The organism is Mycolicibacterium iranicum, from assembly GCF_002101705.1.
In the GTDB taxonomy this organism is placed as follows: domain Bacteria; phylum Actinomycetota; class Actinomycetes; order Mycobacteriales; family Mycobacteriaceae; genus Mycobacterium; species Mycobacterium iranicum.
This window is the reverse complement of record NZ_LQPC01000047.1, coordinates 1-24,735: the sequence shown is the minus strand read 5'-3', so window position 1 is coordinate 24,735 and position 24,735 is coordinate 1. Positions and strand designations below refer to the sequence as shown.

Genomic DNA, 24,735 nt, shown 5'->3' with positions numbered 1-24,735 from the left:
CGGTTGCCAACCGAGCTATTTCGATTCCGCCTCCGCGAGTTCGCGCTTCCATTCGCGGAACGTCTCCTCGGTGCGGCCGCGCCGCCAATAGCCCGAGATCGAGGACGCCCACTTCGCATCGATGCCGCGTTCCTTGCGGATGTAGGGCCGCAGGTTGTGCATGACGGCCTGGGCCTCGCCGTGGATGAAGACCTGCACCTGACCGGGCAGCCACGCCGACTCCTTGACCGCGGTGATCAATGGCGCGTGGTCGCCGGCACTGTCCTCGGCCACCAGGTCGGCGCGCCCGCCGCGGTAGATCCACGACACCTCGACCCCGCCAGGCGCGGTGAGCTCGATCTGATCTTCAGGGCCGGCGACCTCGATGAACACCTTGCCGATCGCGTTGTCCGGCAAGGCTTCCAACGCGGTGCTGATTGCGGGCACGGCGGATTCGTCACCGGCGAGCAGATGCCAGTCGGCCTGCGGATCGGGCGAGTAGGCCCCGCTGGGACCCATCACAAAAAGGCGCTGACCCGGTGTCGCCGACGCCGCCCACGGTCCGGCAACTCCGTGCTCCCCGTGGACCACGAAATCGATGGTGATCTCCCGCCGGTCCGTATCGGCGTGGCGGACCGTGTAGGTGCGTACGGTGGGCCGCTTCTCGGCCGGCAGCTCGTTGAAACTGTCGAGGGTCAGCGCGCGTCCGAAAGAGGTCAGCGAGCTGACGTCGATGTCGTCGTCGACGAAGACCAACTTGACGTACGAGTCGGTGTTGTCGTTGGGCTTGAATGTGTCGAACCCATTGCCGCCGAGCACAACCCGAATCACATGCGGGGTCAGCTGCTCGGTACGCACAACCTCGAAGGTGTGCACGGGACGTCCTGCCACTTCGTTTCCTCCACTGCGTAGCTTCGGGCTCGACTATACGAGCGTCGACCCGTTCACAGGCTCCTAGCGTTTTGCCAGCTTCCAGCAACCCTCCTCCTGAATGGCGAGGCCACGCACATTCAACATGGTCAGCGGTCCGAGCACCTCCGTCGCGGGCATTCCGGCGGTGACGGCAATCTGTTCCACACTGCGCGCACCGCGCCCGGGCAGTGCCTCGTACACCATGAGTTCCTCGCTGCTGAGCTCGTCGACTTCACACTCGGGGCGACCTCGATCGGGTGCGAGCTCGCCGACCATTCCGACCAGTTCGACGACCTCGTCGGCACGGGTGACAAGAATGGCTTTCTCCTCACGGATCAGGACGTGGCAGCCCACCGACGCCGACGACGTGATCGGCCCGGGGACTGCGCACACGCTTCGCCCGAGTGCCTCGGCCCAGGCGGCGGTGTTCGCCGCTCCGCTGCGGACTCCTGCCTCGACCACCACTGTCGCCTTGCCCAGCGCTGCCACGAGGCGGTTGCGGGTCAGGAACTGTCGACGCGTCGGCCGCGTCCCGGGTGGATACTCGCTGACGACAAGACCGTGCCTGCCAATCCTGTGAAGCAAGGCGGAATGCCCCGCGGGATAGGGCACATCGAGCCCAGCGGCAAGCACAGCCACCGTCTCGCCCTCCGAAGCCAACGTGGCGCGATGCGCAGCGCCGTCGATGCCGTACGCACCGCCCGACACCACCGCGACATCACGCTCGACCAATCCCGCAGCGAGGTCGGCGGCCACATACTCGCCGTACGGGGTGGCCGCTCGTGTCCCGACGATGGCGGCGCTGCGGTCGGCAATGTCGCACAGCAGCGACGGCCCCGACGCCCAAAGCACCAGCGGAGAAAGGGCGTGTGGCCGTTTCTCGTGGTCGGCGGAGCGAAAGGCCATGAACGCCAGGTGGGGCCACTCGTCGTCATCCTCGGTGAGCAGGCGGCCACCCATTCGGTCGAGTACATCGAGATCTGCTGCCGTGCAGTCGAGTTCGTGGCGGGCTTCGGTGGCGCGAAGCAGTTTGGTTTCGACCTGCCTGCACCGGATACGCTCGGCAGCGGCCACGACCCCTTCTCTTGCCACCAAGTCGGCGAGGAGTCGGTTCGGCGGCTCGGCGACCCTGGACACATATGCCCAAGCCCGGCGCGTCGTCTCGTCCATCAGAAGCCCCCCACTTGCCGAAAGCTCATTGCTGTCGCGACGTCAGCCTTGTTCGGCGAGGTCCGACCGACGAGATCGCAGAGAGTCCAAGCGACCCGCACAGTGCGATCCATGCCGCGAATGCTCAACGACCCGCGGTCCACCGCGGTACGCAGCGGTTTCATCGCGTCGCTGCTCAGCGCAAACTTTCGGCGCAGAAGTGCGCCGCTGACTTCGGCGTTGGTTCTGATGCCGTACGGCCGCCAGCGTTCTGTTGCCGCAGCTCGGGCGGCCAGAACCCGTTCGCGGACAACAGCAGTCGGCTCCCCCTCCTGGTCGTTGAACGTTCCTTCCCGCGATGGGTGCATCTCGACGCGAAGGTCGACTCGGTCGACGAGAGGCCCCGACAGCTTCGTCCGGTAGCGGCGTTTCTCGGCCGCCCCGCACACGCAGTCCCGTGGGTCGGGCGGGGCACACGGGCAGAGATTGGCAGCCAGCACCAGTTGAATCCGGCATTGGTAGCGCGCGACGCCGTCGCGGCGTGCGAGCCGGATCTCGCCGTCCTCCAGCGGTGTTCGCAGCGCCTCCAGCGCATTCGTATTGATCTCTGCGAACTCGTCGAGGAACAGGACGCCACGGTGGGCGCGGCTGACCGCTCCTGGGCGCGCCATCCCCGGCCCGCCGCCGACAAGCGCGGCCACACTGGAGGTGTGATGCGGTGCGACGAACGGTGGACGGGTGATCAGCGGGGCGTCGCCGGTCAACACTCCGGCCACCGAATGGATGGCGGTGACCTCCAGCGACTCTGCCATCGACAACGGTGGCAGCAGTCCGGGAAGTCGTTGCGCCAACATGGTTTTCCCCACACCGGGCGGACCCTTCATCAACAAGTTGTGCCCTCCGGCAGCAGCCACCTCCACCGCATAGCGTGCTTGCGTCTGCCCGACCACATCGGCGAGATCCGCTGTCGTTTCCGGAGCCTGGTCGGTACTGTCGACGCGCTCTTCCAAGTCACCCTTGCCCACCAGCCAGGCCTGCAACTGGCCGAGGCTGCGAACTCCCCACACCTCGATACCCTCGACCAAGCTCGCCTCGGCGAGGTTGTCGATCGGGACCACCGCCGCGGCCCAGCCCCGACTCTGGGCGGCAAGCACCGCCGGCAACACACCATTGACCGGCCGCACCCGCCCGTCGAGGGCGAGCTCACCGAGCAGCACTGTCTTCTCCAGTCGCGGCCACGGCTTCTTGACCTGCGCCGAGAGCACCGCAGAGGCCAGTGCTATGTCATAGACCGAGCCCATCTTCGGCAACGTCGCCGGTGACAGCGCCAGGGTCAGTCGCGTCATCGGCCAGCTGAATTTGCAGTTGTGGATCGCCGCGCGCACCCGGTCGCGGGACTCCCGCAGCGCCGCGTCCGCCAGTCCTACGAGATACACCCCGGGAAGCCCCGCACTGATGTCGGCTTCGATCTCGACGATCTCGCCCTCCACCCCGCGCATCGCCACCGAGAACGCCCTACCGAGCGCCATCACCCCACCCCCTGGATGTGCGTGATCTCCGGACTGCGGCGACGCCCGATGCGGACAGTCACGACATCGATGCGCACCGCTGTCCAACGATTGCTCTGCTGCGCCAACCACAGCCCGGCAAGCCGACGCAGCCGCCGCACCTTCTCCGCCGTCACGGCCTGCTCGACGCCGCCGAACTGATCGCTCGTGCGGGTCTTCACCTCCACGAACACCACGGCACTCGCAGCGTCGTCGGCGGCGATCACGTCGAGCTCGCCGTACCGGCACCGCCAGTTGCGGGCCAACACACGCAACCCCGCACCCTGCAGGTGATCCACCGCGAGCTGCTCGCCCAACGCCCCGATCTCGGCGCGGCTCTCTGTTCTGGTCATGAGGCCACCCTGCTGAACCCACCCGACGCCGGCCCGGATCCATCCCCAAACCCGAATTCATCCCCAACAAGCCGAAACGCAGTTTCACCGCCGTCAAATCCGGGGTACACGCAACCATCAGCCGACCAGGAGGACATGATGGCCATCCAGACCCCAGGCGGGTCGATGCCGCGCTCGCTACACGGCGCCGCCGACCGCGCGACCGACAGCAATGCTTTCGAGAAACTGGCGCGCGTCGGCTTCGCGGCCAGCGGTGTGCTTCATCTACTCGTCGGCTACATCATCGCGCGGCTCGCCTTTGTCGGAGGCGGAGGCGGTAACGCCGACCAATCCGGCGCCCTGGCCACTCTCGGAAGCCAGACCGGCGGCGCGATCATGCTGTGGGTCGCCGCGGCGGGCCTCGTCGCACTCGGACTCTGGTACGTCGCCGAGGCGGTAATGGGCGCCAAGCCCCGCGACGGTGACGACAAGCCCGGCTGGAAGCGGGCGAAGGCTCTCGGACTCGCGGTCGTCAACTTCGCCATCGCGTTCTCCGCGGCCCGGTTCGCCATGGGCAGCGGTCAATCGAACGCCCAGCAGAACGCCGGATTGTCGGCACAGTTGATGCAGTCGACGTGGGGCAAGGTGCTGCTGGTCGCTGTCGGTATCGGCGTGGCCGCGGTCGGCGCCTACCACGTCTACAAAGGTGCGTCGGAGAAGTTCCTCGACGAGCTTCGTGTCTCGGGCGGCAAAGCCGTCACGGCCATCGGCGTTACGGGTTACGTCGCCAAGGGCATTGTGCTGGCAGGCGCGGGACTGCTCGTCATCCTCGCCACGGTCCAAGCAGACCCGTCGAAGGCGACCGGTCTCGATTCGGCCGTGAAGACTCTCGGGCAGGCACCCTTCGGCAAGTTCCTGCTGATTGCCGCGGCGGCGGGCATCGCAGCGTTCGGCCTCTACAGCTTCATCCGGAGCAAGTACAGCCGCATGTAGACCCGACTGGGCACAGATGAGGTGAGGGTATCCTCACCGAATGCGTCCGCTCGTCGATCACCTGCGCAGCCGGGGTGACCGCATCGCGGTCCTCTCCGACTTCGACGAGCTCACATATGGCGCACTCGCCGACCGTGTCGAGGCGTTCGCCGCCGAGCTCGGGCAGCGGCGGCAAGTGGTTCTTATCGAGACGCGCAACGACGTCGCGACGCTGGTCCGCTACCTCGGCGCGCTGGCGGGACGCCACGTCGTCCTACCCGTTCCCCCCGGGCGCGAACACGCCAACATCGTCGCTACCTATCGTCCCGACGTCGTCATCGACAGCGCCGGTGTGCACATTCACAGTGACGGCACGCACGTACTGCACGACGACCTGGCTCTGCTGCTGTCGACGTCTGGCAGCACCGGCTCCCCTAAACTCGTGCGCCTCTCGCACTCCAATCTGTACGCCAACGCGGCATCGATTGTCGAGTACCTTGCTATTGACGAAAGTGACCGCGCAGCAACCACATTGCCGATGTCCTACTGTTACGGATTGTCTGTGATCCACAGCCACCTCTTGGCAGGCGCGGCGCTGATACTGACCGAACATTCCGTCACGGACCGCGAGTTCTGGGAACTGTTCCGCCGGCACCGTGGCACGTCGTTCGCCGGCGTTCCCTACACATTCGAGCTGCTCGAGCGGGCCGGCTTCCCCGCCATGAGCCTTCCGCACCTGCGGTACGTCACGCAGGCGGGCGGAAAGATGCCGCCAGATCGAGTGCAGAAGTTCGCCACCGTCGCAGAACAGCACGGCTGGCGGTTGTTCGTGATGTACGGCGCCACCGAGGCAACGTCGCGGATGGCCTACCTCCCACCACACCTGGCGCGCCACCGGCCTGACGCGATCGGCATCCCGATCCCGGGCGGCGACTTCTCGATCGAACCGCTCGACGACTGGCCGGACGACGGCACCGGCGAACTGGTCTACCGGGGAGCCAACGTCATGATGGGCTACGCCCACTCCCCCGCCGATCTCGCACTCGGAACGACCCTTGATGCGCTACGCACCGGAGACATCGCGCGCCGAGCCGATGACGGCCTCTTCGAAGTCGTCGGCCGGCGAAGCCGTTTCGTCAAGATGTATGGACTACGCATCGACCTCCAGCAGCTCGAAGCCACCCTTCGCGGCAAAGGCATGCAGACCCTGTGCACCGACCGCGGCGAGCGAATCGCCGTCGTCGCGGCCGGGAAGCACGACCCCGCGGACGTGCGCAGGGCGGCCGCCGCTGCCGCGGGGATACCGGCGGGTGCCGTCGACGCGGTCGTCGCCGCCGAGCTCCCCCAGCTGCCCTCCGGCAAGCCCGACTATCCCACCGCGCGGATCATGGCGGCTGACGCCAAGGCGCCGGAAGCTGCCAGCGGAGACCTGCGCGCGCTATTCGCCGATGTCCTGAACCTCCCGCCGTCCGACATCGACGACGGAGCCAGCTTCGTCGACCTCGGCGGAAACTCCTTGACCTACGTGACGATGTCGGTGCGACTCGAACGGATCCTGGGCAGGCTGCCCGCCGATTGGCAGCGAAAGACGCTGCGCGAGCTAGCTGCTGCCCCAGCGCCGAGGCCCCACCGGTGGCAATCCTGGGGAAGCACGCTGGAAACCAGTGTCGCCCTGCGCGCTGTCGCGATCGTGCTGATCGTCGGATCCCACGCCGACCTGTTCACCATGTGGGGCGGCGCGCACATCCTCCTCGGAGTGGCCGGCTACAACTTCGGCCGATTCTGCCTGACCCCGCTGCCGCGCACCGTACGTGTTCAGCACCTACGCTCGACCATCGCGTGGATCGCGATCCCGTCGATTCTGTGGGTGGCCGTCGCCCTCGTGGTCACCGACGACTATCACCTGTCGAATCTGTTGCTGGCCAACAAGTTCCTGGGCCCGTATGACAGCATGACCGCGGGCCGGCTGTGGTTTGTCGAGCTGCTGGTGTGGACGTTGCTCGCCCTCGCAGTGCTGTTCTGGCTACCCGCCGTGGACCGCGCGGAGAGACGGTATCCGTTCGGACTGGCGATGGCGTTCCTCGCCGTCGGTATGGCGCTGCGCTATGACATCCTGGGTCTCAACCTGGGCCGCGAGGCGTGGTTCACGATGCTGGCCTTCTGGTTCTTCGCGGTCGGCTGGGCGGCGGCGAAGGCGAGCACCACGATCCAGCGCGCGGCGGTGACAATCGTGCTGGCCGTAGGCTTGCACGGCTACTTCACCACCACGGTGCGCGAATTGCTCGTGCTCACCGGACTGGCTCTGCTGATCTGGCTGCCCGCGATCCGCTGTCCCTCCGGTGTCGCGGTTGCTGCGGGCGTGGTGGCGGAGGCGTCGCTGTATGTGTATTTGACGCACTACCAGGTGTATCCACTCTTCGGCGAGCATCGGGTGGCTGGTGTGGCGGCGTCGCTCGTCGTCGGGGTAACCCTCACAGCGATGGTGACCCAGGCCCGTCAATGGTTGCGCGAACGCAGGCTCAGCCGGCCGGTTCCGGTGCAGGCTCCCGCTCTGCGATGAGACCTTCCTGAACCAGAGTCGCCGCGATGACGCCGTCTTGACGGATCAGGCTCGCGGTGACGACGCCGCGGCCGCGTGCTGCGGCGGGTGACCTCGCTTCCAACAGATTCCACTGATCGGCACGTATGCCTTGGTGAAACCACACCGATGAATCGGTGGTGCCGCTGCGGTGCGTTCGTGATCGCATCGAGTGGCCGTGCACCTTCAGCGCGGGGTCGATCAGATATACATCGGTGACGTAGACGGCGATCAGCGTGTGCAGCAACGGATCGTCGGGCACCGCGACAAGTGTCTTCCACCACAGGCGCCTGACGAAGTCTGCCCCGGAGCCGTCGTCGACCAGGCGGATGTCGAGTTCGTCGAGCGGCATCGACGGTGCAGGGCCTGCGGGCCCGGTCGATGGCAACGCGTCGGGGTCGTCTGGCAGCTCGCCGCGCCTGCCGTGCTCTGGGCCGGGCAGCGGCGCGGAGAAAGACACCGTCGCCGTGGTCAGGAGGCGCTCGCTCTGCGTCGCATCGACGCGGCGGGCCGCGGCGGTACGGCCGTCGTAGGTCCGGGCGACGCAATAGTCGACGGGGTTACCTGCCTCACCCCCGCGCAGGAACTGCAGGTGCATCGCGGTCGGCGACTTTCCGGCATCGACGGTGCGGGCAGCAGCGGCCAGGCTTTGAGCGACCAGTTGACCTCCGTAGGCGCGCTTGCCCTCCGGACCACTGGCCGCCCCACGCCATGTCTCCTCGCCGGTATCGGCGACATCGAGGAGGTCGAGCAGCCTGCTCATGCGACCGTGCCAGATCCACGGAGTTCGTCGATCTGAGCGGCATCGAGCGACAGCCAGTCGGCCAGCACGACGTCGGTGTCGTCGCCGAGGGCGGGCGCCGGGACCGCTTTCGGATAGACACCGTCGATCGCCACGGGCAGGCCGGTGGCGAGGTAGCGGCCGACGCGCGGCTGGTCCAGCTCGGTGAACAGCGGGTTGGCGGTGACGCGCGGATCCGAGGCGGTCTCGGCGAAGCTCTGGTAGCGCTCCCACAGCACCGACGTCGTCGACAGCGCCGTCGAGATCTCCGCGCCGGTGCGGGCGCTGAACCATTCCGCGTACAGCCCACTCAGGGCGTCGCGGTGCCGGTAGCGCTCCCCCTCGTCGGAGAAGTCGGCACCGAGCGACTCCGACAGTGCGGCAACGGCTTCCGTCGTCCCCGTTAGAGTGTTGAGGTCACGGAAGTGCCTGCCGGTGAGCACGACGACCATGAACGCGACACCGTCGCTGCTCATGAAGTTCTGCCCGTAGGTGCCGTAGACCGCGTTGCCGATGCGCTGCCGGGAGGTGCCGTTCACCATGGCCTCGGTGAGCAGGCCGAGGTTGCTCGCGGTCGCAAGCGCAACATTCTCCAGCGGAATACTGATCTGCTGGCCGCGGCCGGTGGCGTCCCGATGTCGCAATGCGGTGACCACGGACAGCGCTGCGTACAGCCCGCAGCTGACATCCCACGCGGGGAGCACGTGGTTGACAGGCGTGGTCAGCCCCGCCGGCCCGGTGACGAGCGGGAATCCGATCGCCGCGTTCACGGTGTAGTCGACGCCGGTGCCCCCGTCGGCACGGCCGGAGATCTCCACATGGATGAGATCGTCCCGGCGCTCGCGTAGGGCATCATAGGAATGCCACTGGCGGCCAGCGACATTCGTGATGAAGACACCGCTGTCGACGATCAGTCTCGCGACCAGATCCTGGCCCTGATCCGAGCGCATGTCGACCGCCAGCGATCGCTTGCCCTTGTTCAGTCCCGCCCAGTAGATGCTGTCGCCGGCTTCGGTGAGGGGCCAGCGCTTGTAATCGGCGGCGCCGCCGACGGGGTCGATACGCAGCACATCGGCTCCGAGCTGGGCCAGCGTCATACCCGCCAGCGGCACGGCGACGAAACTGGAGATCTCGACGACTCGCACGCCGGCCAGCGGCCGCGCCGGATCAGGCCCTGATTCGGTCATCCGCTCAAGCTAGCAAGCTCATCCCTCGGCGATCCCTGCGCTGCCGCCTCTGCCGGTCAGCATCACACCGCGGTCACCGTCGGCTTCTCCACGTCCGGCCCCATGTGGACCGGAATCATATGAGCTCGATCGCCTCCGCGATGGAGGGCAGGACGCGGCTCGGCCGGAACGGATAGCGCTCGACGTCCTCGATCGTGGTCGACCCGGTCAGGACCAAAATGGTCTCCAGGCCCGCTTCGATGCCCGCGACCACGTCGGTGTCCATACGGTCCCCGACCATCACCGTGCTCTCCGAATGAGCTTCGATCCGGTTGAGCGCGCTGCGAAACATCATCGGGTTGGGCTTGCCGACGAAGTAGGGTTCGCGGCCGGTGGCTTTGGTGATCATCGCGGCGACCGATCCGGTGGCGGGCAGCGGACCTTCGGCGGACGGCCCGCTGACGTCAGGGTTGGTCGCGATGAAGCGCGCGCCGCCCAGAATAAGGCGGACCGCCTTGGTGATCGCCTCGAACGAATACGTGCGTGTCTCGCCGAGAACCACGAAATCGGGCGCCACGTCGGTCAGCGTGTACCCGGCCTCGTGCATCGCGGTCGTCAGGCCCGCCTCGCCGATGACGTAGGCCGAACCGCCCGGGAGCTGATCGGCGAGGAACGTCGCGGTCGCCAGCGCCGACGTCCAGATGGCGCTCTCCGGAACGACGAGTCCAGACCGGGCCAGCCGCGCGGCGAGGTCGCGCGGGGTGAAGATGGAATTGTTGGTAAGCACGAGGAAAGGACGCTCACGGTCGACGAGGCGTTGCAGGAACTCGGCTGCGCCTGGCAGGGCGTGTTCCTCGCGGACGAGAACGCCGTCCATGTCGGTGAGCCAGCACAGCGGTGAGGTGCGCACGGGTTCAGTCTGTCAGTTTCGTGCAGGCGCTGCGACATCCCATCGGCACCCGCCGACGACCCCGAGACCAAAGATCTACTGCGACAGCGGAACACCACGAGCCGGTCGCAAAAAATCCAAAATTCTTGCCGATCGGAGCTAGCACTCTCGTGGGTCGAGTGCTAACCTCGGCATCGCACAGTGATTTGGTCGCCCGCCAGGGTGGCGGGCTCTGGAACTTAGGAGGTGGATTGCTGTGCTCCGCTTTGATCCGTTCAGTGACATCGATGCTCTGACCCGGGGCCTGCTTGCCAGCCAGACCGGATCGAATCGCGCGCCACGGTTCATGCCGATGGACCTCTGCAAGATCGATGACCATTACGTGCTGACCGCCGACCTTCCCGGTGTCGATCCAGGCTCGGTCGACGTCGACGTCGACAGCGGCACGTTGACCATCTCGGCGCACCGCACCGCCCGATCAGACGATTCGGCGCAATGGCTGGCCAACGAGCGGTTCTTCGGTCGTTACCGGCGCCAGCTCTCACTCGGCGACAACGTGGACACCGCCGCCATCAAGGCAACGTATGAGAATGGCGTCCTGACGGTGACGATCCCGGTCGCCGAACGCGCCAAGCCGCGCAAGATCGAGGTCAGCCGCGCCGGCTCGCAGACATCGATAGAGCCCACCACCGTCGACGCCGACTGAGAACCGAACCTGTTGTCGCCCAGGGCGGTTCGGCGCCGCCGGACCGCCCTGAGCCCCTCATCGTCGTAGGGATCGGGCGTATCGCGGAACCCCGGCGGCCCACCCCGGCAGGCCCCTATATGTCCTGGGGTCGAGCACGGCCGGCCAGGCGCTGCGGCCGTGGCGGTGATCGAGTGCGTTGAACCTGCGCTCGAGCCAGCGCAGACTCAGCGGGACCGCGAACGGGTACAGCATCAGATGTTCCGCCAGAGGGTCGCGATGGTACTTCACCGTCGCTCCACCCTCGGTGTAGCGACGAACCAGGGCATCAACGTCGGCTACGTCGACGATTCTGTCGTGCAGGCCCTGGATCATCAGCACCGGCATGGTTGGCGTTGACTGGCCCAGACGCGTCATCTCGAACACGCGCCGCAGTTCGGGCAGCGCAAACAACTCGTCGAGCGTCATATCGACATAGTCGGCAATGTCGGCATTGCGTAATCGGCGGATCGCCGCCCCGGTCGACATCTGCTCGATCTCGGTGAGCAGCGCCTTCCCGGCATCGGTGGCATGCTCGTCGACGACCTTCTGCGCCTCGGGAAACACGTGGACCAGCGACGCGATCATCAGCGCGGCCAGCCCTGCCCACGGTGTGGAGTTCAGGCGTCGCGCAACATTTTCCGGGTCCACCACCGGTGAGCCGAGTACCGCCCCAACCACTCTCAGCTCCGGCGCGTGATCGGCGGCCGCCTCGGCCGCCCAACCGGTGGCCAAGCCACCACCCGAGTACCCCCACATCGCCATCGGCGCCTGAGCCGACAAACCGAGCTCGGAATGCCCCACGGCGGCGCGCAAACCGTCGAGAACACGGAAGCCCGCTTCATACGGTGCACCCCACATTCCCTGCAGGCCTTCGTGATCCGGGATCGACACGGCCCATCCGCGTGCTAGTGCGGCTGAGATGAAGAGGAATTCGGCCTGCACCGAGGCGCCCACCAACTGCGAACCGAGGCGAAGAGCATACGACGGGAAGCAGTGCGCGGCGACGGCATCGATCGCGCACTGGTAGGACAGGATGGGGCACGTCTCCGGCGCCCGCCCCCGGGGGACCACCACCGTGGTGACGGCGGCCTCCGGCACGCCGTGGGCATCGGTGCTGCGATACATCAGCTGCACCGCCGAGCCATGCCGAAGTCGGCCGAAGAAAGCCAACGGCACACGCCGGGATCGCAACACCGTGCCCGGCGCGAGGTCTCCCAGGCCCGGCGGGGCCACGTAGAAGTCGTCGTCAGCCGGCGTCGGGACGGCAGCATTTCTCATGTCGCCCACCTGGTGCGGGGGCGTGTTGTCATCGCGTCGATGGGATCATTCGACGGCCTGCCCGTTCAGCCGTCAAATCGCACAGCGAACCGGCATCGCGGAAGGCTACTCGGGAAGCCGCAGCTCTGGCTTCTCGACCTCTTCGATGTTGACGTCTTTGAACGTGATGACCCGGACCTGCTTGACGAAGCGCGCGGGCCGATACATGTCCCACACCCAGGCGTCACCCAGGCGCAGCTCGAAGTACACCTCGCCGTCGGCGTTGCGGGGCACCATCTCGACGCTGTTGGCCAGGTAAAAGCGTCGCTCCGTCTCGACGACGTAGCTGAACTGCCCGACGATGTCCTTGTACTCGCGGTAGAGCGAGAGCTCCATCTCGGTTTCGTACTTTTCGAGATCTTCGGCACTCATCGGCTCAACTGTCCTTCACGTAGTACGCCGTCTCCTGGCGTGTCCACAGGCATCTTCCCGCACTCAAGTTCTCCATGCTCCCCGGGTTCCCCATCCACGACCAGTCTGCGCACGTTGATGAAAGAGAACCGGTGCTGACTCGACGGACCCAGCCGGTTCAGCGCCGCACTGTGTGCCCGGGTGCTGTAGCCCTTATGATCGGCGAACCCGTAGCCGGGATGATCGTTCTCCATCGCGACCATCAGCCGGTCTCGACTGACCTTGGCCAGCACGCTGGCTGCCGCGATGCACGCCGCGGCGGCGTCGCCGCCCACCACCGGCAGCGACGGCATCGGGAGGCCGGGCACCCGGAAGCCGTCCGAGAGCACATAGCCCGGCCGCACCGGCAGGCCCGCCACGGCACGGCGCATGCCCTCGATGTTGGCCACGTGCACGCCGCGGCGGTCGACCTCCACCGACGGGATGAACACCACATGGTAGGCCAGCGCGTAGCGCCTGATGATCGGGAACAACCGCTCCCGCTCGGCCTCGTTCAGCTTCTTCGAATCATCGAGCGCTGACAGGCTTTCCAGCCGGTTGGGGCCCAGCACACACGCCGCGACGACCAGCGGGCCGGCGCACGCCCCGCGTCCGACCTCGTCGACACCGGCGACCGGTCCGAGACCGGCCCGGTACAACGCGGATTCCAGCGTGCGCAGACCCGACGATTTGCGGATGACGGCCCTCGGGGGCCACGCAGCCGGCAACTGTCAGTGCCTCCTGTGTGTCGCTCTGCGGGTTCAGCTCTGCGGGTTGACCGACAATACGCCGCCCCACCGCCCCGGCGGCCAGGCGATGAATTGCGCCTTCCCGATCACATTCTCCACGGGGATGGTTCCGGCCGTCGGGTCGCCGGTGCACAGCAGACCCTTCTGCGCATCGGCGGGAATGTTGGTGCAATGGGTTCGCGAATCGGCGGAATGCGTGCGGTTGTCGCCCATCACCCACAGTCTGCCCTCGGGAACCGTGACGGGTCCGAACTCATTGCCCAGGCACGGGTAGACCGCAGGGTCGGCCATCATCGTCTCAGGGCTCAGGTAGGGCTCGTTGAGCTTCTTGCCGTCGACGGTGAGCCCGGTGTCGACGCGGCACTGAACCGTCTGTCCGCCGGTGGCGATGATTCGCTTGACCAGATCGTTCTCGTCGGGCGGTACGAAGCCGACGACCGACAGCGCGTTCTGCACCCAGCGGATGGCCGTGTTATCCGAACGGATCGACTTGTAGCCGATGCTCCAATTCGGTGGACCCTTGAACACGATGACGTCGCCGGGTTCGGGTTCGCCCCAGCGGTAGGACAGCTTGTCGACCATGATGCGGTCGCCGACGCAGCCGTTGCAGCCGTGCAGAGTAGGTTCCATCGACTCCGACGGAATCAGGTACGGCCGGGCGATGAACGTCAGCATGACGTAATACAGCACCAGCGCGATGCTGATCAGGATCGCGAACTCTTTGAGGGCTCCGCGCTTCTTCTTGCCGGACTTCTCGTCGGCGTCCTCGGTATCTGATTCGACGGTTCGACCGTCGGTATCCGATTCGACGGTTCGACCGTCGGTATCCGATTCGACGGTTCGACCGTCGGGATCTTCGAGCGTGCGCTCGGTGGACGAATCGTCGGACGGGTCGGGATTGCCGGAAGGCCCTGAGGACAGCGTCACGTGATCAGACTAGCCAGCGGGCCGTCAGACCACGCGCGACCACGAGGGTCAGCGCTTTTCCTTGATCTTGGCCTTCTTGCCGCGCAGCTCGCGCAGGTAGTACAGCTTGGCCCGGCGCACATCACCGCGAGTCACGATGTCGATGTGGTCGATGTTGGGCGAATGCACGGGGAAGGTGCGCTCGACACCCACGCCGTAGCTCTCCTTGCGCACCGTGAAGGTCTCGCGCACACCGCCGCCCTGGCGGCGGATCACGACGCCCTTGAAGACCTGGATGCGCTCCTTGGAGCCCTCGATGACCTTCACGTGGACGTTGACGGTGTCGCCGGGGCCGAAAGCCGGGACATCGTCGCGCAACGACGTCTGATCGACGAAATCCAGCGTGTTCATCGGTGACACTTCCTTGTTGTTCGCGGCTCCGTACCGGCGTCACGATGACGCACCAGAGCCGATGTATTCGGACGTCTTGGGCGAGTCGTGCAACCGAACCGGGACATGCGGCCCCAGCCGTGCACAGACAACTGCCCAATTGTGCCAGACGGAGACCGTTTCCCCGAAATCCGGTTGAACCGAGCACCCGGCACCCCCGTCGCCGCAAGGCGAGCTCGGTGGGGAACGGTTACCCTTGTTTTGCCCGGGTGTGCACCCTTGTGCAGCCCGATCTCGGGGGACAGCGTCGGCCCACACACTCTGGAGGAGCGAGCGATGCGACGGCCGTTGAGGCTGTTCACCAGTGGCGCAGCGGTATCACTTCTCGCCGCCTGTACGGCGACAGGTTACAGCGCCCAGCCCGTCTCCCCGGGCCCTCATCTGACGGTCACCGCTCCGCTCGGCACAATGGCACCGTTGCCCGAGATCCCGCCCGACGAGCCCACCCCGACGTTCGCCGGACTGGCCGATCGCGAGCGGCAGGCCACCACCCAGGCAGCTGCGGCGGGTGCCGACATCACAGCGGCGGTACTCGACCGCAACACCGGCCAACTGGTGACCAACGGCAACACCAAGCCCATCGCGATCGCCTCCGTGGTCAAGCTGTTCATCGCCGACGACCTGCTCTTGCAGGTCGCTCAGGGCCGCACCACGTTGACGCCGGACGATCACAAGCTGCTCAACGTCATGCTGCGGTCATCCGACGACAGCGCGGCCGAGGTGTTCTGGAATCGCAGCGGCGGCAGCGTGATCGTGGACCGAATCGTCACACGCTACGGGCTGACGTCAACCCGGCGGCCCGGCAACGGCCGGTGGTTCAACACCATCAGCACGGCCCCCGACTTGGTCCGCTACTACGACATGCTGCTGTCGGGGGCGGGCGGGCTTCCCAGAGCGCAAGTCGATCTCATGCTGTCCTACCTCTCCGCGTCGACGCCCACCGCACCCGACGGGATGGTGCCCGGTGGCATCTACCCCCAACGGTTCGGCATCCCCGAGGGACTTTTCGCCGAACCGGTCGCCGTCAAGCAAGGCTGGATGTGCTGCATCGGCTCGGATTGGATGCACCTGTCCACGGGCGTCATCGGCCCTGACCGTCGCTTCATCATGGTAATCGGATCGATGCAGGCCACCGGCGACGACGCGGCCCGCAAGACCATCACCGACGCCGTCAAGACCATGTTCCCGGCCGGGCGAATCTAGCCGTCGCCGAGCAGGTCCGGTCGTCGTTCGCGAGTGCGCTGCAGCCCTTGCTCGCGCCGCCACGCCGCGATGCGAGCATGGTCACCGGAGAGCAGCACCTCGGGGACATCGAGTCCGCGCCAGCTGGCCGGCCGGGTGTAGCTCGGACCTTCCAGCAGACCGCCAACGAGCTCAGAATGCGAATCATCCTGGTGGGAGGCGGGGTTGCCGAGCACATCGGGCAGCAGGCGGACCACCGCCTCGATCATCACGACCGCGGCCGACTCACCACCCGGCAGCACGTAGTCACCGATGGAGACCTCCTCGACTCGCATCCGCGTGGCGGCGTCCTCGACCACCCGCTGGTCGATGCCCTCGTAGCGGCCGCACGCGAACACCAGGTGTTGCTCCCCCGACCAGCGTTGTGCCGCAGCCTGATTGAACAGGCGACCTGCCGGTGACGGAACGACGAGAAGGGTCCGCTCTGAACAGATGTCATCGAGCGCCGGCCCCCAGACCGGCGCCTTCATCACCATTCCCGGACCGCCACCATAGGGCGAATCGTCGACCGAGCGGTGCACGTCGTGGGTCCAGTCCCGAAGATCGTGTACCGCGAGTTCGACGATGCCCGCGTCGATGGCCTTGCCCGGCAGCGACTGCCGGAGGGCGTCGAGGAACGCGGGAAAAATTGTCACCACATCGATCTTCACGGCTGCGCGTCCTCAGAGTTCGAGCAGACCCTCGGGCGGGTCGATCACGACCGCCTGGTCTGCAAGCGACACCGACACGACGATCGCCGATACGAACGGGACGAGCACCTCGGCCCCGTCTGCATCCCGTACCGCCAGCAATTCGCCTGCGGCCGTGTGCAATACCTCGGCCACCGTGCCCACGATGCGCCCCTCGGTCGTCGTGACCGTCATACCTTCGAGCTGGTGGTCGTAGAACTCGTCGGGATCGTCGATGGGTGGCAGAGTGCCCGAATCGACCAGAAAAAGGATGCCGCGCAGCGCATCGGCCGCATTGCGGTCACCGACGCCCTCCAGCCGAACCAGAAGCCGATCACCGTGTGCACGAACGGATTCGATGACAAAGTCGCGTTCGGCGCCACCACGGCCCGGGCGCCCCCGCAGAGTTACACCCGGCGCGAACCGGCCGTCGGGATCGTCGGTGCGGACCTCGACGGCCATCTCACCCGTGACGCCGTGCGCCTTGATGACGCGCCCCACGACCAAATCCATCAGGCAGCGCCCTTCGGTTCGCTACTGGTCGGTGTCCACCACATCGACGCGGATTCCGCGACCGCCGATGCCCGCCACCAGCGTGCGCAGCGCGGTCGCCGTGCGACCGCCGCGTCCGATGACCTTGCCGAGATCATCAGGGTGGACATGGACCTCGACGGTGCGGCCGCGGCGGTTGGTCACCATGTCGACGCGCACATCGTCAGGGTTGTCGACGATTCCGCGCACGAGGTGCTCGACGGCGTCGACGACGACAGAGCTCACTGCCGACTCAGCTTTCAGCCGGGGTCTCGGCGGCGGCCTCGGCGGGTGCCTCGGTGGCCTCGGCAGTTTCAGTGCTCTCGGTGGGCTGCTCGTCCTTCTTGGCCGGAGCCTTCTTCTTCTTCGGCGTGGTGGCCTCGGTCGAGGGGCCGTCGGCATCGGCGAGTGCAGCGTTGAACAGGTCGAGCTTGCTGGGCTTGGGCTCCTTGACCTTCAAGGTGCCTTCTGCGCCGGGCAGACCCTTGAACTTCTGCCAATCGCCGGTGATCTTCAGCAGCTGCAGAACCGGTTCGGTGGGCTGAGCGCCGACGCCGAGCCAGTACTGGGCGCGCTCGGAGTCGATTTCGATGAGGCTCGGCTCTTCCTTCGGGTGGTACCGGCCGATGACCTCGATGGAGCGGCCGTCGCGGCGGGGGCGCGAGTCGGCGACCGAGATGCGGTACTGCGGATTGCGGATCTTCCCGAGGCGGGTGAGCTTGATCTTGACAGCCATGATTGAGCGATCTCTCCTGTGATTGCCACGCTGCAATTCAGCGATCGCGGCGGGATGCCGGATCCGGTTTTGCCTTACGTGTGTGACTGGGCACGGCGCATCCTCGCGGAAGCCGTACGCGGACAGCCGCCCATTGTGCCAGACCTGCGCCCATCAGTGGAAATCCCACATCCGGCCACCTCGCGGACGCTTTACAAAACGACACCGCAGTGTCACCTTTCTAGGCATGGACGACGCGGCCGCGCTGCGGGAGATCGAGGCGATCAAGCAGCTCAAGGCGCGCTACTGCCGGCTCCTGGACACCAAGGACTGGGACGCGTGGCGGTCGTTGTTCAGCGAAGGCTTCCACAGTGACACCTCGCAGGCCGGCGGCAAGGTCATCACCGGAGCTGATGAGTTCGTTGCGTTCCCCCGCCGCAGCTTGCGCGGCAACGTCACCGTGCACCAGGTGCACGCTCCCGAAATCGAGCTGACCTCGCCGACGACCGCACAGGGCGTGTGGGCCCTCGAAGACGTGGTGCGGCTGGCGCCCGGGTTCAACCTGCGTGGCTACGGGCATTACCGCGAGACCTACGAGAAGACCGACGGGCGCTGGCTGATCACCAGCTCGACGTTGACCCGGCTTCGCGAAGACGTCTTCAACGTGGCGTTCTCGCTGTATCTGTCCGACCGCCTGAAGCGCACCGCGGCAAAGATCGCGCGGCGCGGCGCCCGGTGACGGGTCACACGATCTTGTCGAAGCATTTCTCTTCGACGCGCTTGCTCATCCGCCAGCCCTGATCGGTACGGACGAACTCGTCGACGTACCAGATGCCGACGAAATAGATCTGGCCACCGTCACCGCCCATTGCCATGGGGTTGAAACAGATCGCGCGCGACGTCGCGGTGTCCCCCTCCGGACCGTACGAGATGCGTACATCGGCGTTGCCGACCAGGTGGTAGTACGCGGGACAGTTGGGCAGCACCTCTTTGAGCCACGCCTTCACCTCCGGGAAGCTGCCGTCGATGCCGCCGGCCACCCGGTAGTCGATGTAGGCGTCCGGGGTGAAGACCGCGTCGAGGTCGTCGAAGCGACGTTGATCGATCGCCGTGGAGTAGTCGATCAACAGTTGCTGGATCTCCAGCCGGTCCGAGATCTCCTCGATGCTCAACATGGCTTTAGATTGAACACGATCCGCCCGCCGCATCACGCGCAGTTAGACTCAGCCGCCATGACAAGGCTTCTCGCGGCCTTCGCGGCCACGCTGTGTCTGGCCGCCGGGGGCGCTGCGATCACGTCGCCGGAGGCTTCGGCCGTACCCATGTCGGGGATCGCCCAGCCCGCCGGCTCGATGCCGGTTCCCGACGGACCGGCCGAGGCGTGGGTCCTCGCCGACATGGACACCGGCGCCGTGCTGGCCGGTCGGAACGAGAACGGCCACTTCGCCCCGGCAAGCACCATCAAGATCCTGTTGGCGATGGTGGCCCTCGACGAGTTGCCCCTGGACGCGACGATCGTGGCGAACGAGGCCGACACCAAGGTCGAGTGCAACTGCGCGGGAGTCGCCCCGGGCGTCACCTACACGACCCGCCAGCTCCTCGAAGGTCTGCTGCTGGTGTCGGGCAACGACGCCGCCAACACATTGGCGACGATGCTGGGCGGTCGTGAGGCCGCCGTGACGAAAATGAACGCCAAGGCCGCGATGGTGGGCGCCTATGGCACCAATGCCGGCTCACCCTCGGGCATCGACGGCCCCGGAATCGACATCTGGTCCACGCCCCACGACCTCGCCGTGATCTTCCGCGCCGCGATGGCCTATCCGGTGTTCGCGCAAATCACCGCGCAACCCACCGCCGTGTTCCCCACCAAGACCGGCGACACCGTGCTGGTGAACCAGGACGAGCTGCTGCACCGCTACCCCGGCGCCTTCGGAGGCAAGACCGGCTATACCGACCTCGCGCGCAAGACGTTCGTCGCAGGCGCATCGCGCAACGGCAGACATCTCGTCGTCGCGCTGATGTACGGGCTGGTCAAAGAGGGCGGGCCGACGTACTGGGATCAGGCCGCGGCGCTGCTGGACTGGGGTTTCGCGCTCGGTCCGAATCCGGGGATCAGCAGGCTTTAAACCGGCTGAGACCGGATGGATATCTGATCGCGCGCAAGTCGAGTCCTGGCGCGATTAGCGTCGCCATTTGTGCGAAGACAACTCGCGGGGCTGGCGCTCGCCCTCGGAGCGCTCATCCCTGCCTCGTCGGTGTCCGTCGCACCGGCCGGTTGGGCCCAACCCGCCGTCGAACCCGCTGCCGCCCAACCCCTTCCAGATGGTCCGGCGAAGGCGTGGCTGGTCGCCGACCTGGACACCGGCCGCGTACTGGCCAGCAAGGATCCATTCGGCACCTACGCTCCCGCCAGCACGATCAAAGTTCTGTTGGCGATGACCGTGCTGGACCACCTTCGGCCGGACAACTTCGCCAGGGCCAACGAGTCCCACACCAGGATCGAATGTTCTTGTGTCGGGCTCAAACCCGGGCAGGCCTACACCACCGCGCAACTGGTGGCCGCCATTCTGATGGTGTCGGGCAACGACGCCGCGACCATGCTCGGCGACATGCTCGGCGGCCAGCAGGTCGCCGTCGCCGCGATGAACCGCAAGGCCGCACTCGTCGGTGCACGCAGCACCAAAGCGTCATCGACGTCGGGACTGGACGGTCCGGGGTGGGAATCCGTCACGACCCCACACGATCTGGCGGTCATCATGCGCGCAGCGCTGAAGTATCCGCTGATCGCCCAGATCATGCGGTCACCGTCGGCACCCTTCCCCGGTAAGACGTTGCAGAACCAGAACGAGCTGCTGAGCCGGTATCCCGGCGACCTGGGGGGCAAGACCGGTTTCACCAATCTCGCCCGCAAGACCTACGTCGGCGCGGCGCAGCGCGGTAACCGGCGCCTGGTCGTGGTTCAGATGTACGGCAGCGGCGATCTGTACGGGCAGGCAATCGACCTGCTGAACTACGGATTCAGCCAACCGTAGGAAGTTGCGTGACGCAGCGGCGGAATGCGGGCCCGAGAACCGCTTCGGCGTCGCGCAATTCGGCCTAGTTGGCGATTTCTGCGAACGCGCGCACCGGGAACGTCCCGAAGTTCTCGATCGCCGGAGGTGCCGCGGTAAAGCGCGCACCCTTCTCGGGCAGCGCGCCGAGATTGGTGAGGTGCTCGACGATGTGCACCCCGGCACCGAGCAGGAGCGTATGCACCGGGCGATGTCCGCCGGACTCCGTGTCGTCGATGTTGACCGAGTCGATGCCGACGAGGACCGCGCCGGCCTCCGCCAGATGCTGCGCCGCCTCCGCGGTCACGAACGGCGCACCCGAACCGTACGCATCGGTGCCGAAGTGCCTGTCCCATCCCGTGTGTAGCAACACGGCGCACCCGCGCACCTCACGGCCGGCGACATGGGTGGCGGTGACGGCGCGCTGACCTTCGAGATGGAATACCTCGGCGGGCAGGCCCACCAGCGTCGCGAGATCGAGGCCCGCGAGGTCGGCCCCGTCGGCGTACCGGTGGAATGGCGAATCCAGGTAGGTACCCGTGTTCCCGACCATGGTGATGATGTCCATCGCGAATTCGGTTCCCGGAGCGTATTTCTCGCGAGATTCACGACGGGTCAGGTGCGGCGTGATGACAGGCGCGGGCAGGCCCGGGTACGTGATGAGGCCGGCGCGGATCCGGTGGCTCAGGTCGACGATACGCGCCATCTCAGTAGACGACTCCGCGCAGGATCACCATCGTCGGATTGCCCAGCACTGCAGCGCCCGTGCGAGGGTCCTCGGCGAAGCACACGAGGTCGGCGGACGCGCCGTGCTCAAGGCCCGGCCTCCGCAACCATTCGCGGGCGTCCCAGCAGGCAGCACCGAGCGCCTCGGTCGGCGACATCCCAACCCCCTTCAGCGCGTCGACCTCCTCGGCGATACGGCCGTGTGCCACCGCACTACCTGCATCTGAGCCCGCGAAGATCGGCACCCCGGCCTCGCGGGCGGCACCGATTCTGGCAGAACAGGATTGGTACAGGGCCCGCATGTGCTTCTGATAGTCCGGATACTTATGCGCCGCACCGGCGATGTCGGGAAAGTTCTCGATGTTGATCAACGTGGGGACCAGCGCCGTGCCGTACTCGACCATCAAGTCGATGGTGTCCTCGGTGAGCCCGGTGCCGTGCTCGATGCAGTCGATTCCCGCCTTGATCAGCCCGGGCAACGCGTCCTCGCCGAACACGTGGGCGGTGACGCGGGCACCGTTGGCGTGTGCGGCGTCGATCGCCGCTTCCAGGACGTCGTCGGACCACAGCGGAGCCAGGTCGCCGGTGTCCCGGTCGATCCAGTCCCCCACCAGCTTCACCCAGCCGTCGCCCCACCGGGCCTGCTGTGCCACCGCGTCGGGCAGCTGCCACTGATCCTCCAACTCGGCGGCGAACCCGCGCTGGTACCGCTTGGGTCGGGCCAGATGCCGCCCCGCCCGGACGATCCGCGGCAGGTCCAGACGATCGTCGAAAACCCTTGTGTCGGTGGGTGATCCGGCGTCGCGCAGCAGCAGCGCACCGACGCCACGCTCGGTCTCGGCCTGTGCGACGGCCTCATCGAGCTCAATCTCACCGCCGGGGCCCAGCCCCACGTGGCAGTGGGCGTCGACCAGGCCGGGAAGCACCCAGCCGCCGTCGAAGATCGTCTCGGCGTCGGCCACCGGTTCAGCGGACAGTCGTCCGTCGACCACCCACCACTCGACCGGCTCGTCGAGGGGCAGTCCTCTACCGCGTACGCGGAATGCCTGCATCAGTTCTTGGGGAACTTCAGCTTCGACAAGTCGATGTCGGCGAGGCCGGGCGGCAACTCGTCGAGCCCCTTCGGCATGTTGGACAGATCCGGGAACCCGGCCGGCATCCCGGGCATTCCGGCGCCGAGCGGGTTGCGGTTCTTCGGCGGTGTCGGGCCCCTGCCGCCCTTCTTCTTGCCCGCCTGCTTGTTCTTGCCCTTGCCGGCTTTGCGGGAGTTCTTGCGGCCGAACGGCATTCCCATCTGGCCGGCCATCTGCGACATCATCTTGCGGGCTTCGAAGAACCGGTCGACGAGCTGGTTGACCTCGGCGACGGTCACTCCGGAGCCGTTGGCGATGCGCAACCGGCGCGAGGCGTTGATGATCTTGGGGTCCGCACGCTCCTGCGGCGTCATACCCCGGATGATCGCCTGCACGCGGTCGAGCTGGCTGTCGTCGACAGCGGCCAACGCATCCTTCATCTGGCCGGCCCCCGGCAGCATCCCGAGCAGATTGCCGATCGGGCCCATCTTGCGGATGGCCAGCATCTGTTCGAGGAAGTCCTCGAGGGTGAGCTCGCCGCTGCCGATCTTGGCGGCGGTGGCCTCGGCCTGCTCGGCGTCGAAGACCTGTTCGGCCTGCTCGATCAGGGTCAAAACGTCGCCCATGCCGAGAATCCGGCTGGCCATGCGGTCGGGGTGGAAGACGTCGAAGTCCTCGAGCTTCTCGCCCGCCGACGCGAACATGATGGGCTGGCCGGTGACCTCGCGGACCGACAGCGCGGCGCCACCGCGCGCGTCGCCGTCCAGCTTGGTCAGCACGACGCCGGTGAATCCGACGCCTTCGCGGAACGCATCCGCGGTGGTCACGGCGTCCTGACCGATCATCGCGTCGAGGACGAAGAGCACCTCGTCCGGGTTGACGGCGTCACGAATCGCCGCCGCCTGGGCCATCAGCTCCTGATCGATGCCGAGCCGGCCCGCAGTGTCGACGATCACCACGTCGTAGTGCTTGGACCTGGCCTCGGCCAGACCGGCGGCGGCGACGGCGACCGGATCCCCGGGTGCGGTGTCATCGGAGCCCTCGACAGTGCCCGCATGGGGGGCGAAGACGTGCACGCCTGCGCGCTCACCGACAATCTGCAGCTGGTTGACCGCACCGGGACGCTGCAGGTCGCAGGCGACCAGCAGCGGGGTGTGCCCCTGCCCTTTGAGCCATTTCGCCAGCTTGCCGGCGAGAGTCGTCTTGCCCGAACCTTGCAGACCCGCCAGCATGATGACCGTCGGTGGGTTCCTGGCGAACGACAGCTGGCGCGTCTGACCACCGAGGATTCCGATGAGCTCCTCGTTGACGATCTTGACGACCTGCTGCGCGGGGTTGAGCGCCGCGGAGACCTCGGCGCCTTTGGCGCGCTCCTTGATGCGGGAGATGAATTCGCGGACGACAGGCAGCGAGACGTCGGCCTCGAGCAATGCAAGTCGGATCTCACGCGCGGTGGCATCGATGTCGGCATCAGTCAGCCGGCCTTTGCCCCGCAAGCCTGAGAGGGCACCGGTCAACCGGTCGGACAGGGATTCAAACACGAGGCCAAGCCTATCGCGGGTGCGGGAAACGCCTGACCTGGGCGCTACGGTGTGCTCAGCCGTTCCGGATGATCTCTCTGGCCACCTCGACGGCACGGTCGATCGGTACGGCCAACCCGATGCCGATGTTGCCCGCCTCCGATCCGCCGACGGTGGCGATGGCCGTGTTCATGCCGATCACCTGGCCGTCCAGGTTGGCCAGCTCTATTTCCTCACTGCCGCTGCGGATTTGGTGCCGAACTTGTCGGTGGGGGTCGGTAAAGTCGCATGTATGTTCGAAGGGCTGCCGGATTCGGTGTCGTGTGCCGGGATGGCTGATGCTGAGCTCGATGCGGCCATCGCGGC

General features: G+C 66.6%; 27 protein-coding genes and 1 pseudogene. 7 read left to right on the top strand and 21 right to left on the bottom strand.

Going from position 1 to position 24,735, the window contains the following annotated elements; all coding sequences use genetic code 11:
- Window positions 1-15 precede the first annotated feature (15 nt).
- The 4 genes from AWC12_RS21280 to AWC12_RS21265 form a co-directional block, all read right to left on the bottom strand.
- Entirely contained in the window at window positions 16-870 is an 855-nt protein-coding gene (locus tag AWC12_RS21280; RefSeq protein WP_085176814.1) for a siderophore-interacting protein, read from the bottom strand.
- 63 nt (window positions 871-933) lie between these two features.
- Window positions 934-2,061 (bottom strand): DNA-processing protein DprA, encoded by a 1,128-nt coding sequence (gene dprA, locus AWC12_RS21275; protein WP_085176812.1) that lies wholly within the window; start codon window positions 2,059-2,061, stop codon window positions 934-936.
- Window positions 2,061-3,569 carry a YifB family Mg chelatase-like AAA ATPase gene (locus AWC12_RS21270; RefSeq protein WP_024447049.1) on the bottom strand — a complete coding sequence of 503 codons (1,509 nt, stop codon included), beginning with the start codon at window positions 3,567-3,569 and terminating at the stop codon, window positions 2,061-2,063. The genes dprA and AWC12_RS21270 overlap by 1 nt, the downstream gene beginning before the upstream one ends.
- Complete coding sequence (locus tag AWC12_RS21265) at window positions 3,569-3,940, bottom strand: YraN family protein (RefSeq protein WP_024447048.1); 372 nt, start codon at window positions 3,938-3,940, stop codon at window positions 3,569-3,571. The genes AWC12_RS21270 and AWC12_RS21265 overlap by 1 nt, the downstream gene beginning before the upstream one ends.
- Window positions 3,941-4,078: 138 nt before the next feature.
- Here AWC12_RS21265 and AWC12_RS21260 point away from each other — a divergent pair, with 138 nt between their 5' ends.
- Window positions 4,079-4,912 (top strand): DUF1206 domain-containing protein, encoded by an 834-nt coding sequence (locus AWC12_RS21260; RefSeq protein ID WP_085177346.1) that lies wholly within the window; start codon window positions 4,079-4,081, stop codon window positions 4,910-4,912.
- Between the two features lie 40 nt (window positions 4,913-4,952).
- Complete coding sequence (locus tag AWC12_RS21255) at window positions 4,953-7,451, top strand: AMP-binding protein (protein WP_024447046.1); 2,499 nt, start codon at window positions 4,953-4,955, stop codon at window positions 7,449-7,451.
- On the opposite strand, the gene AWC12_RS21250 is transcribed toward AWC12_RS21255, so the two are convergent.
- The 3 genes from AWC12_RS21250 to AWC12_RS21240 all read right to left on the bottom strand — a co-directional run bounded on the left by AWC12_RS21250 (window position 7,411) and on the right by AWC12_RS21240 (window position 10,293).
- Window positions 7,411-8,232 (bottom strand): acyl-CoA thioesterase, encoded by an 822-nt coding sequence (locus AWC12_RS21250; protein ID WP_024447045.1) that lies wholly within the window; start codon window positions 8,230-8,232, stop codon window positions 7,411-7,413. The genes AWC12_RS21255 and AWC12_RS21250 overlap by 41 nt on opposite strands.
- Entirely contained in the window at window positions 8,229-9,437 is a 1,209-nt protein-coding gene (locus AWC12_RS21245; RefSeq protein WP_024447044.1) for a CoA transferase, read from the bottom strand. Before AWC12_RS21245 ends, AWC12_RS21250 begins: the two co-directional genes overlap by 4 nt.
- Window positions 9,438-9,552: 115 nt before the next feature.
- Window positions 9,553-10,293: an HAD-IIA family hydrolase gene (locus AWC12_RS21240; protein ID WP_412098552.1), complete on the bottom strand. Its 741-nt coding sequence runs from the start codon at window positions 10,291-10,293 to the stop codon at window positions 9,553-9,555.
- A 268-nt stretch (window positions 10,294-10,561) separates the two neighbouring features.
- Here AWC12_RS21240 and AWC12_RS21235 point away from each other — a divergent pair, with 268 nt between their 5' ends.
- The gene (locus AWC12_RS21235; protein ID WP_024447042.1) at window positions 10,562-11,011 is read left to right on the top strand and encodes an Hsp20/alpha crystallin family protein; all 450 of its coding nucleotides are present in this window, start codon (window positions 10,562-10,564) and stop codon (window positions 11,009-11,011) included.
- Between the two features lie 57 nt (window positions 11,012-11,068).
- Here the strand turns inward: AWC12_RS21235 and AWC12_RS21230 are convergent, their stop codons facing one another.
- The 5 genes from AWC12_RS21230 to rplS all read right to left on the bottom strand — a co-directional run bounded on the left by AWC12_RS21230 (window position 11,069) and on the right by rplS (window position 14,805).
- Window positions 11,069-12,310, bottom strand: coding sequence for a lipase family protein (locus tag AWC12_RS21230; RefSeq protein WP_133057372.1), 1,242 nt, complete (start codon window positions 12,308-12,310; stop codon window positions 11,069-11,071).
- Window positions 12,311-12,415: 105 nt separating this feature from the next.
- A complete protein-coding gene (locus AWC12_RS21225) occupies window positions 12,416-12,721 on the bottom strand; it encodes a DUF2469 domain-containing protein (protein ID WP_003928621.1) in 306 nt (101 codons plus the stop codon).
- Window positions 12,718-13,467: a ribonuclease HII gene (locus AWC12_RS21220; RefSeq protein ID WP_085176809.1), complete on the bottom strand. Its 750-nt coding sequence runs from the start codon at window positions 13,465-13,467 to the stop codon at window positions 12,718-12,720. Before AWC12_RS21220 ends, AWC12_RS21225 begins: the two co-directional genes overlap by 4 nt.
- A gap of 33 nt (window positions 13,468-13,500) precedes the next feature.
- Complete coding sequence (gene lepB / locus AWC12_RS21215) at window positions 13,501-14,415, bottom strand: signal peptidase I (RefSeq protein ID WP_085176807.1); 915 nt, start codon at window positions 14,413-14,415, stop codon at window positions 13,501-13,503.
- 48 nt (window positions 14,416-14,463) lie between these two features.
- Complete coding sequence (rplS, locus tag AWC12_RS21210; RefSeq protein WP_024447038.1) at window positions 14,464-14,805, bottom strand: 50S ribosomal protein L19; 342 nt, start codon at window positions 14,803-14,805, stop codon at window positions 14,464-14,466.
- Between the two features lie 315 nt (window positions 14,806-15,120).
- Between rplS and AWC12_RS21205 the strand changes: the two genes are divergently transcribed.
- A complete protein-coding gene (locus AWC12_RS21205) occupies window positions 15,121-16,047 on the top strand; it encodes a serine hydrolase (protein WP_024447037.1) in 927 nt (308 codons plus the stop codon).
- Here AWC12_RS21205 and trmD read toward each other — a convergent pair.
- The 4 genes from trmD to rpsP are packed head-to-tail and all read right to left on the bottom strand — an operon-like array spanning window position 16,044 to window position 18,021.
- Window positions 16,044-16,736 carry a tRNA (guanosine(37)-N1)-methyltransferase TrmD gene (trmD, locus tag AWC12_RS21200; protein ID WP_024447036.1) on the bottom strand — a complete coding sequence of 231 codons (693 nt, stop codon included), beginning with the start codon at window positions 16,734-16,736 and terminating at the stop codon, window positions 16,044-16,046. The two genes, AWC12_RS21205 and trmD, sit on opposite strands and share 4 nt — an antisense overlap.
- 12 nt (window positions 16,737-16,748) lie before the next feature.
- Window positions 16,749-17,267, bottom strand: coding sequence for a ribosome maturation factor RimM (gene rimM / locus AWC12_RS21195; protein WP_085176805.1), 519 nt, complete (start codon window positions 17,265-17,267; stop codon window positions 16,749-16,751).
- A gap of 21 nt (window positions 17,268-17,288) precedes the next feature.
- The gene (locus AWC12_RS21190; RefSeq protein ID WP_003928628.1) at window positions 17,289-17,531 is read right to left on the bottom strand and encodes an RNA-binding protein; all 243 of its coding nucleotides are present in this window, start codon (window positions 17,529-17,531) and stop codon (window positions 17,289-17,291) included.
- A 7-nt stretch (window positions 17,532-17,538) separates the two neighbouring features.
- Window positions 17,539-18,021 carry a 30S ribosomal protein S16 gene (gene rpsP, locus AWC12_RS21185; protein ID WP_085176803.1) on the bottom strand — a complete coding sequence of 161 codons (483 nt, stop codon included), beginning with the start codon at window positions 18,019-18,021 and terminating at the stop codon, window positions 17,539-17,541.
- Window positions 18,022-18,247: 226 nt separating this feature from the next.
- On the opposite strand from rpsP, the gene AWC12_RS21180 reads away from it, so the two are divergent.
- Entirely contained in the window at window positions 18,248-18,739 is a 492-nt protein-coding gene (locus tag AWC12_RS21180) for a nuclear transport factor 2 family protein (RefSeq protein WP_085176802.1), read from the top strand.
- 4 nt (window positions 18,740-18,743) lie between these two features.
- Here AWC12_RS21180 and AWC12_RS21175 read toward each other — a convergent pair whose 3' ends face one another.
- Window positions 18,744-19,175 (bottom strand): nuclear transport factor 2 family protein, encoded by a 432-nt coding sequence (locus AWC12_RS21175; protein ID WP_085176800.1) that lies wholly within the window; start codon window positions 19,173-19,175, stop codon window positions 18,744-18,746.
- A gap of 57 nt (window positions 19,176-19,232) precedes the next feature.
- Between AWC12_RS21175 and AWC12_RS21170 the strand changes: the two genes are divergently transcribed.
- Both AWC12_RS21170 and AWC12_RS21165 read left to right on the top strand, forming a co-directional pair.
- Entirely contained in the window at window positions 19,233-20,126 is an 894-nt protein-coding gene (locus tag AWC12_RS21170) for a D-alanyl-D-alanine carboxypeptidase family protein (RefSeq protein ID WP_085176798.1), read from the top strand.
- Between the two features lie 69 nt (window positions 20,127-20,195).
- Window positions 20,196-21,032, top strand: coding sequence for a D-alanyl-D-alanine carboxypeptidase family protein (locus AWC12_RS21165; protein ID WP_085176796.1), 837 nt, complete (start codon window positions 20,196-20,198; stop codon window positions 21,030-21,032).
- A 64-nt stretch (window positions 21,033-21,096) separates the two neighbouring features.
- Here AWC12_RS21165 and AWC12_RS21160 read toward each other — a convergent pair whose 3' ends face one another.
- From AWC12_RS21160 to AWC12_RS31385, 4 genes and pseudogenes are all read right to left on the bottom strand, one after another.
- Window positions 21,097-21,756 carry a cyclase family protein gene (locus tag AWC12_RS21160; RefSeq protein WP_024447029.1) on the bottom strand — a complete coding sequence of 220 codons (660 nt, stop codon included), beginning with the start codon at window positions 21,754-21,756 and terminating at the stop codon, window positions 21,097-21,099.
- A gap of 1 nt (window position 21,757) precedes the next feature.
- On the bottom strand, window positions 21,758-22,828 hold the full coding sequence (locus tag AWC12_RS21155) for a metal-dependent hydrolase family protein (protein ID WP_024447028.1): 1,071 nt from the start codon (window positions 22,826-22,828) through the stop codon (window positions 21,758-21,760).
- Window positions 22,828-24,390: a signal recognition particle protein gene (gene ffh / locus AWC12_RS21150; RefSeq protein WP_085176795.1), complete on the bottom strand. Its 1,563-nt coding sequence runs from the start codon at window positions 24,388-24,390 to the stop codon at window positions 22,828-22,830. The genes AWC12_RS21155 and ffh overlap by 1 nt, the downstream gene beginning before the upstream one ends.
- Before the next feature lie 55 nt (window positions 24,391-24,445).
- A pseudogene (locus AWC12_RS31385) lies at window positions 24,446-24,735 on the bottom strand (S1C family serine protease); the annotation flags it as partial.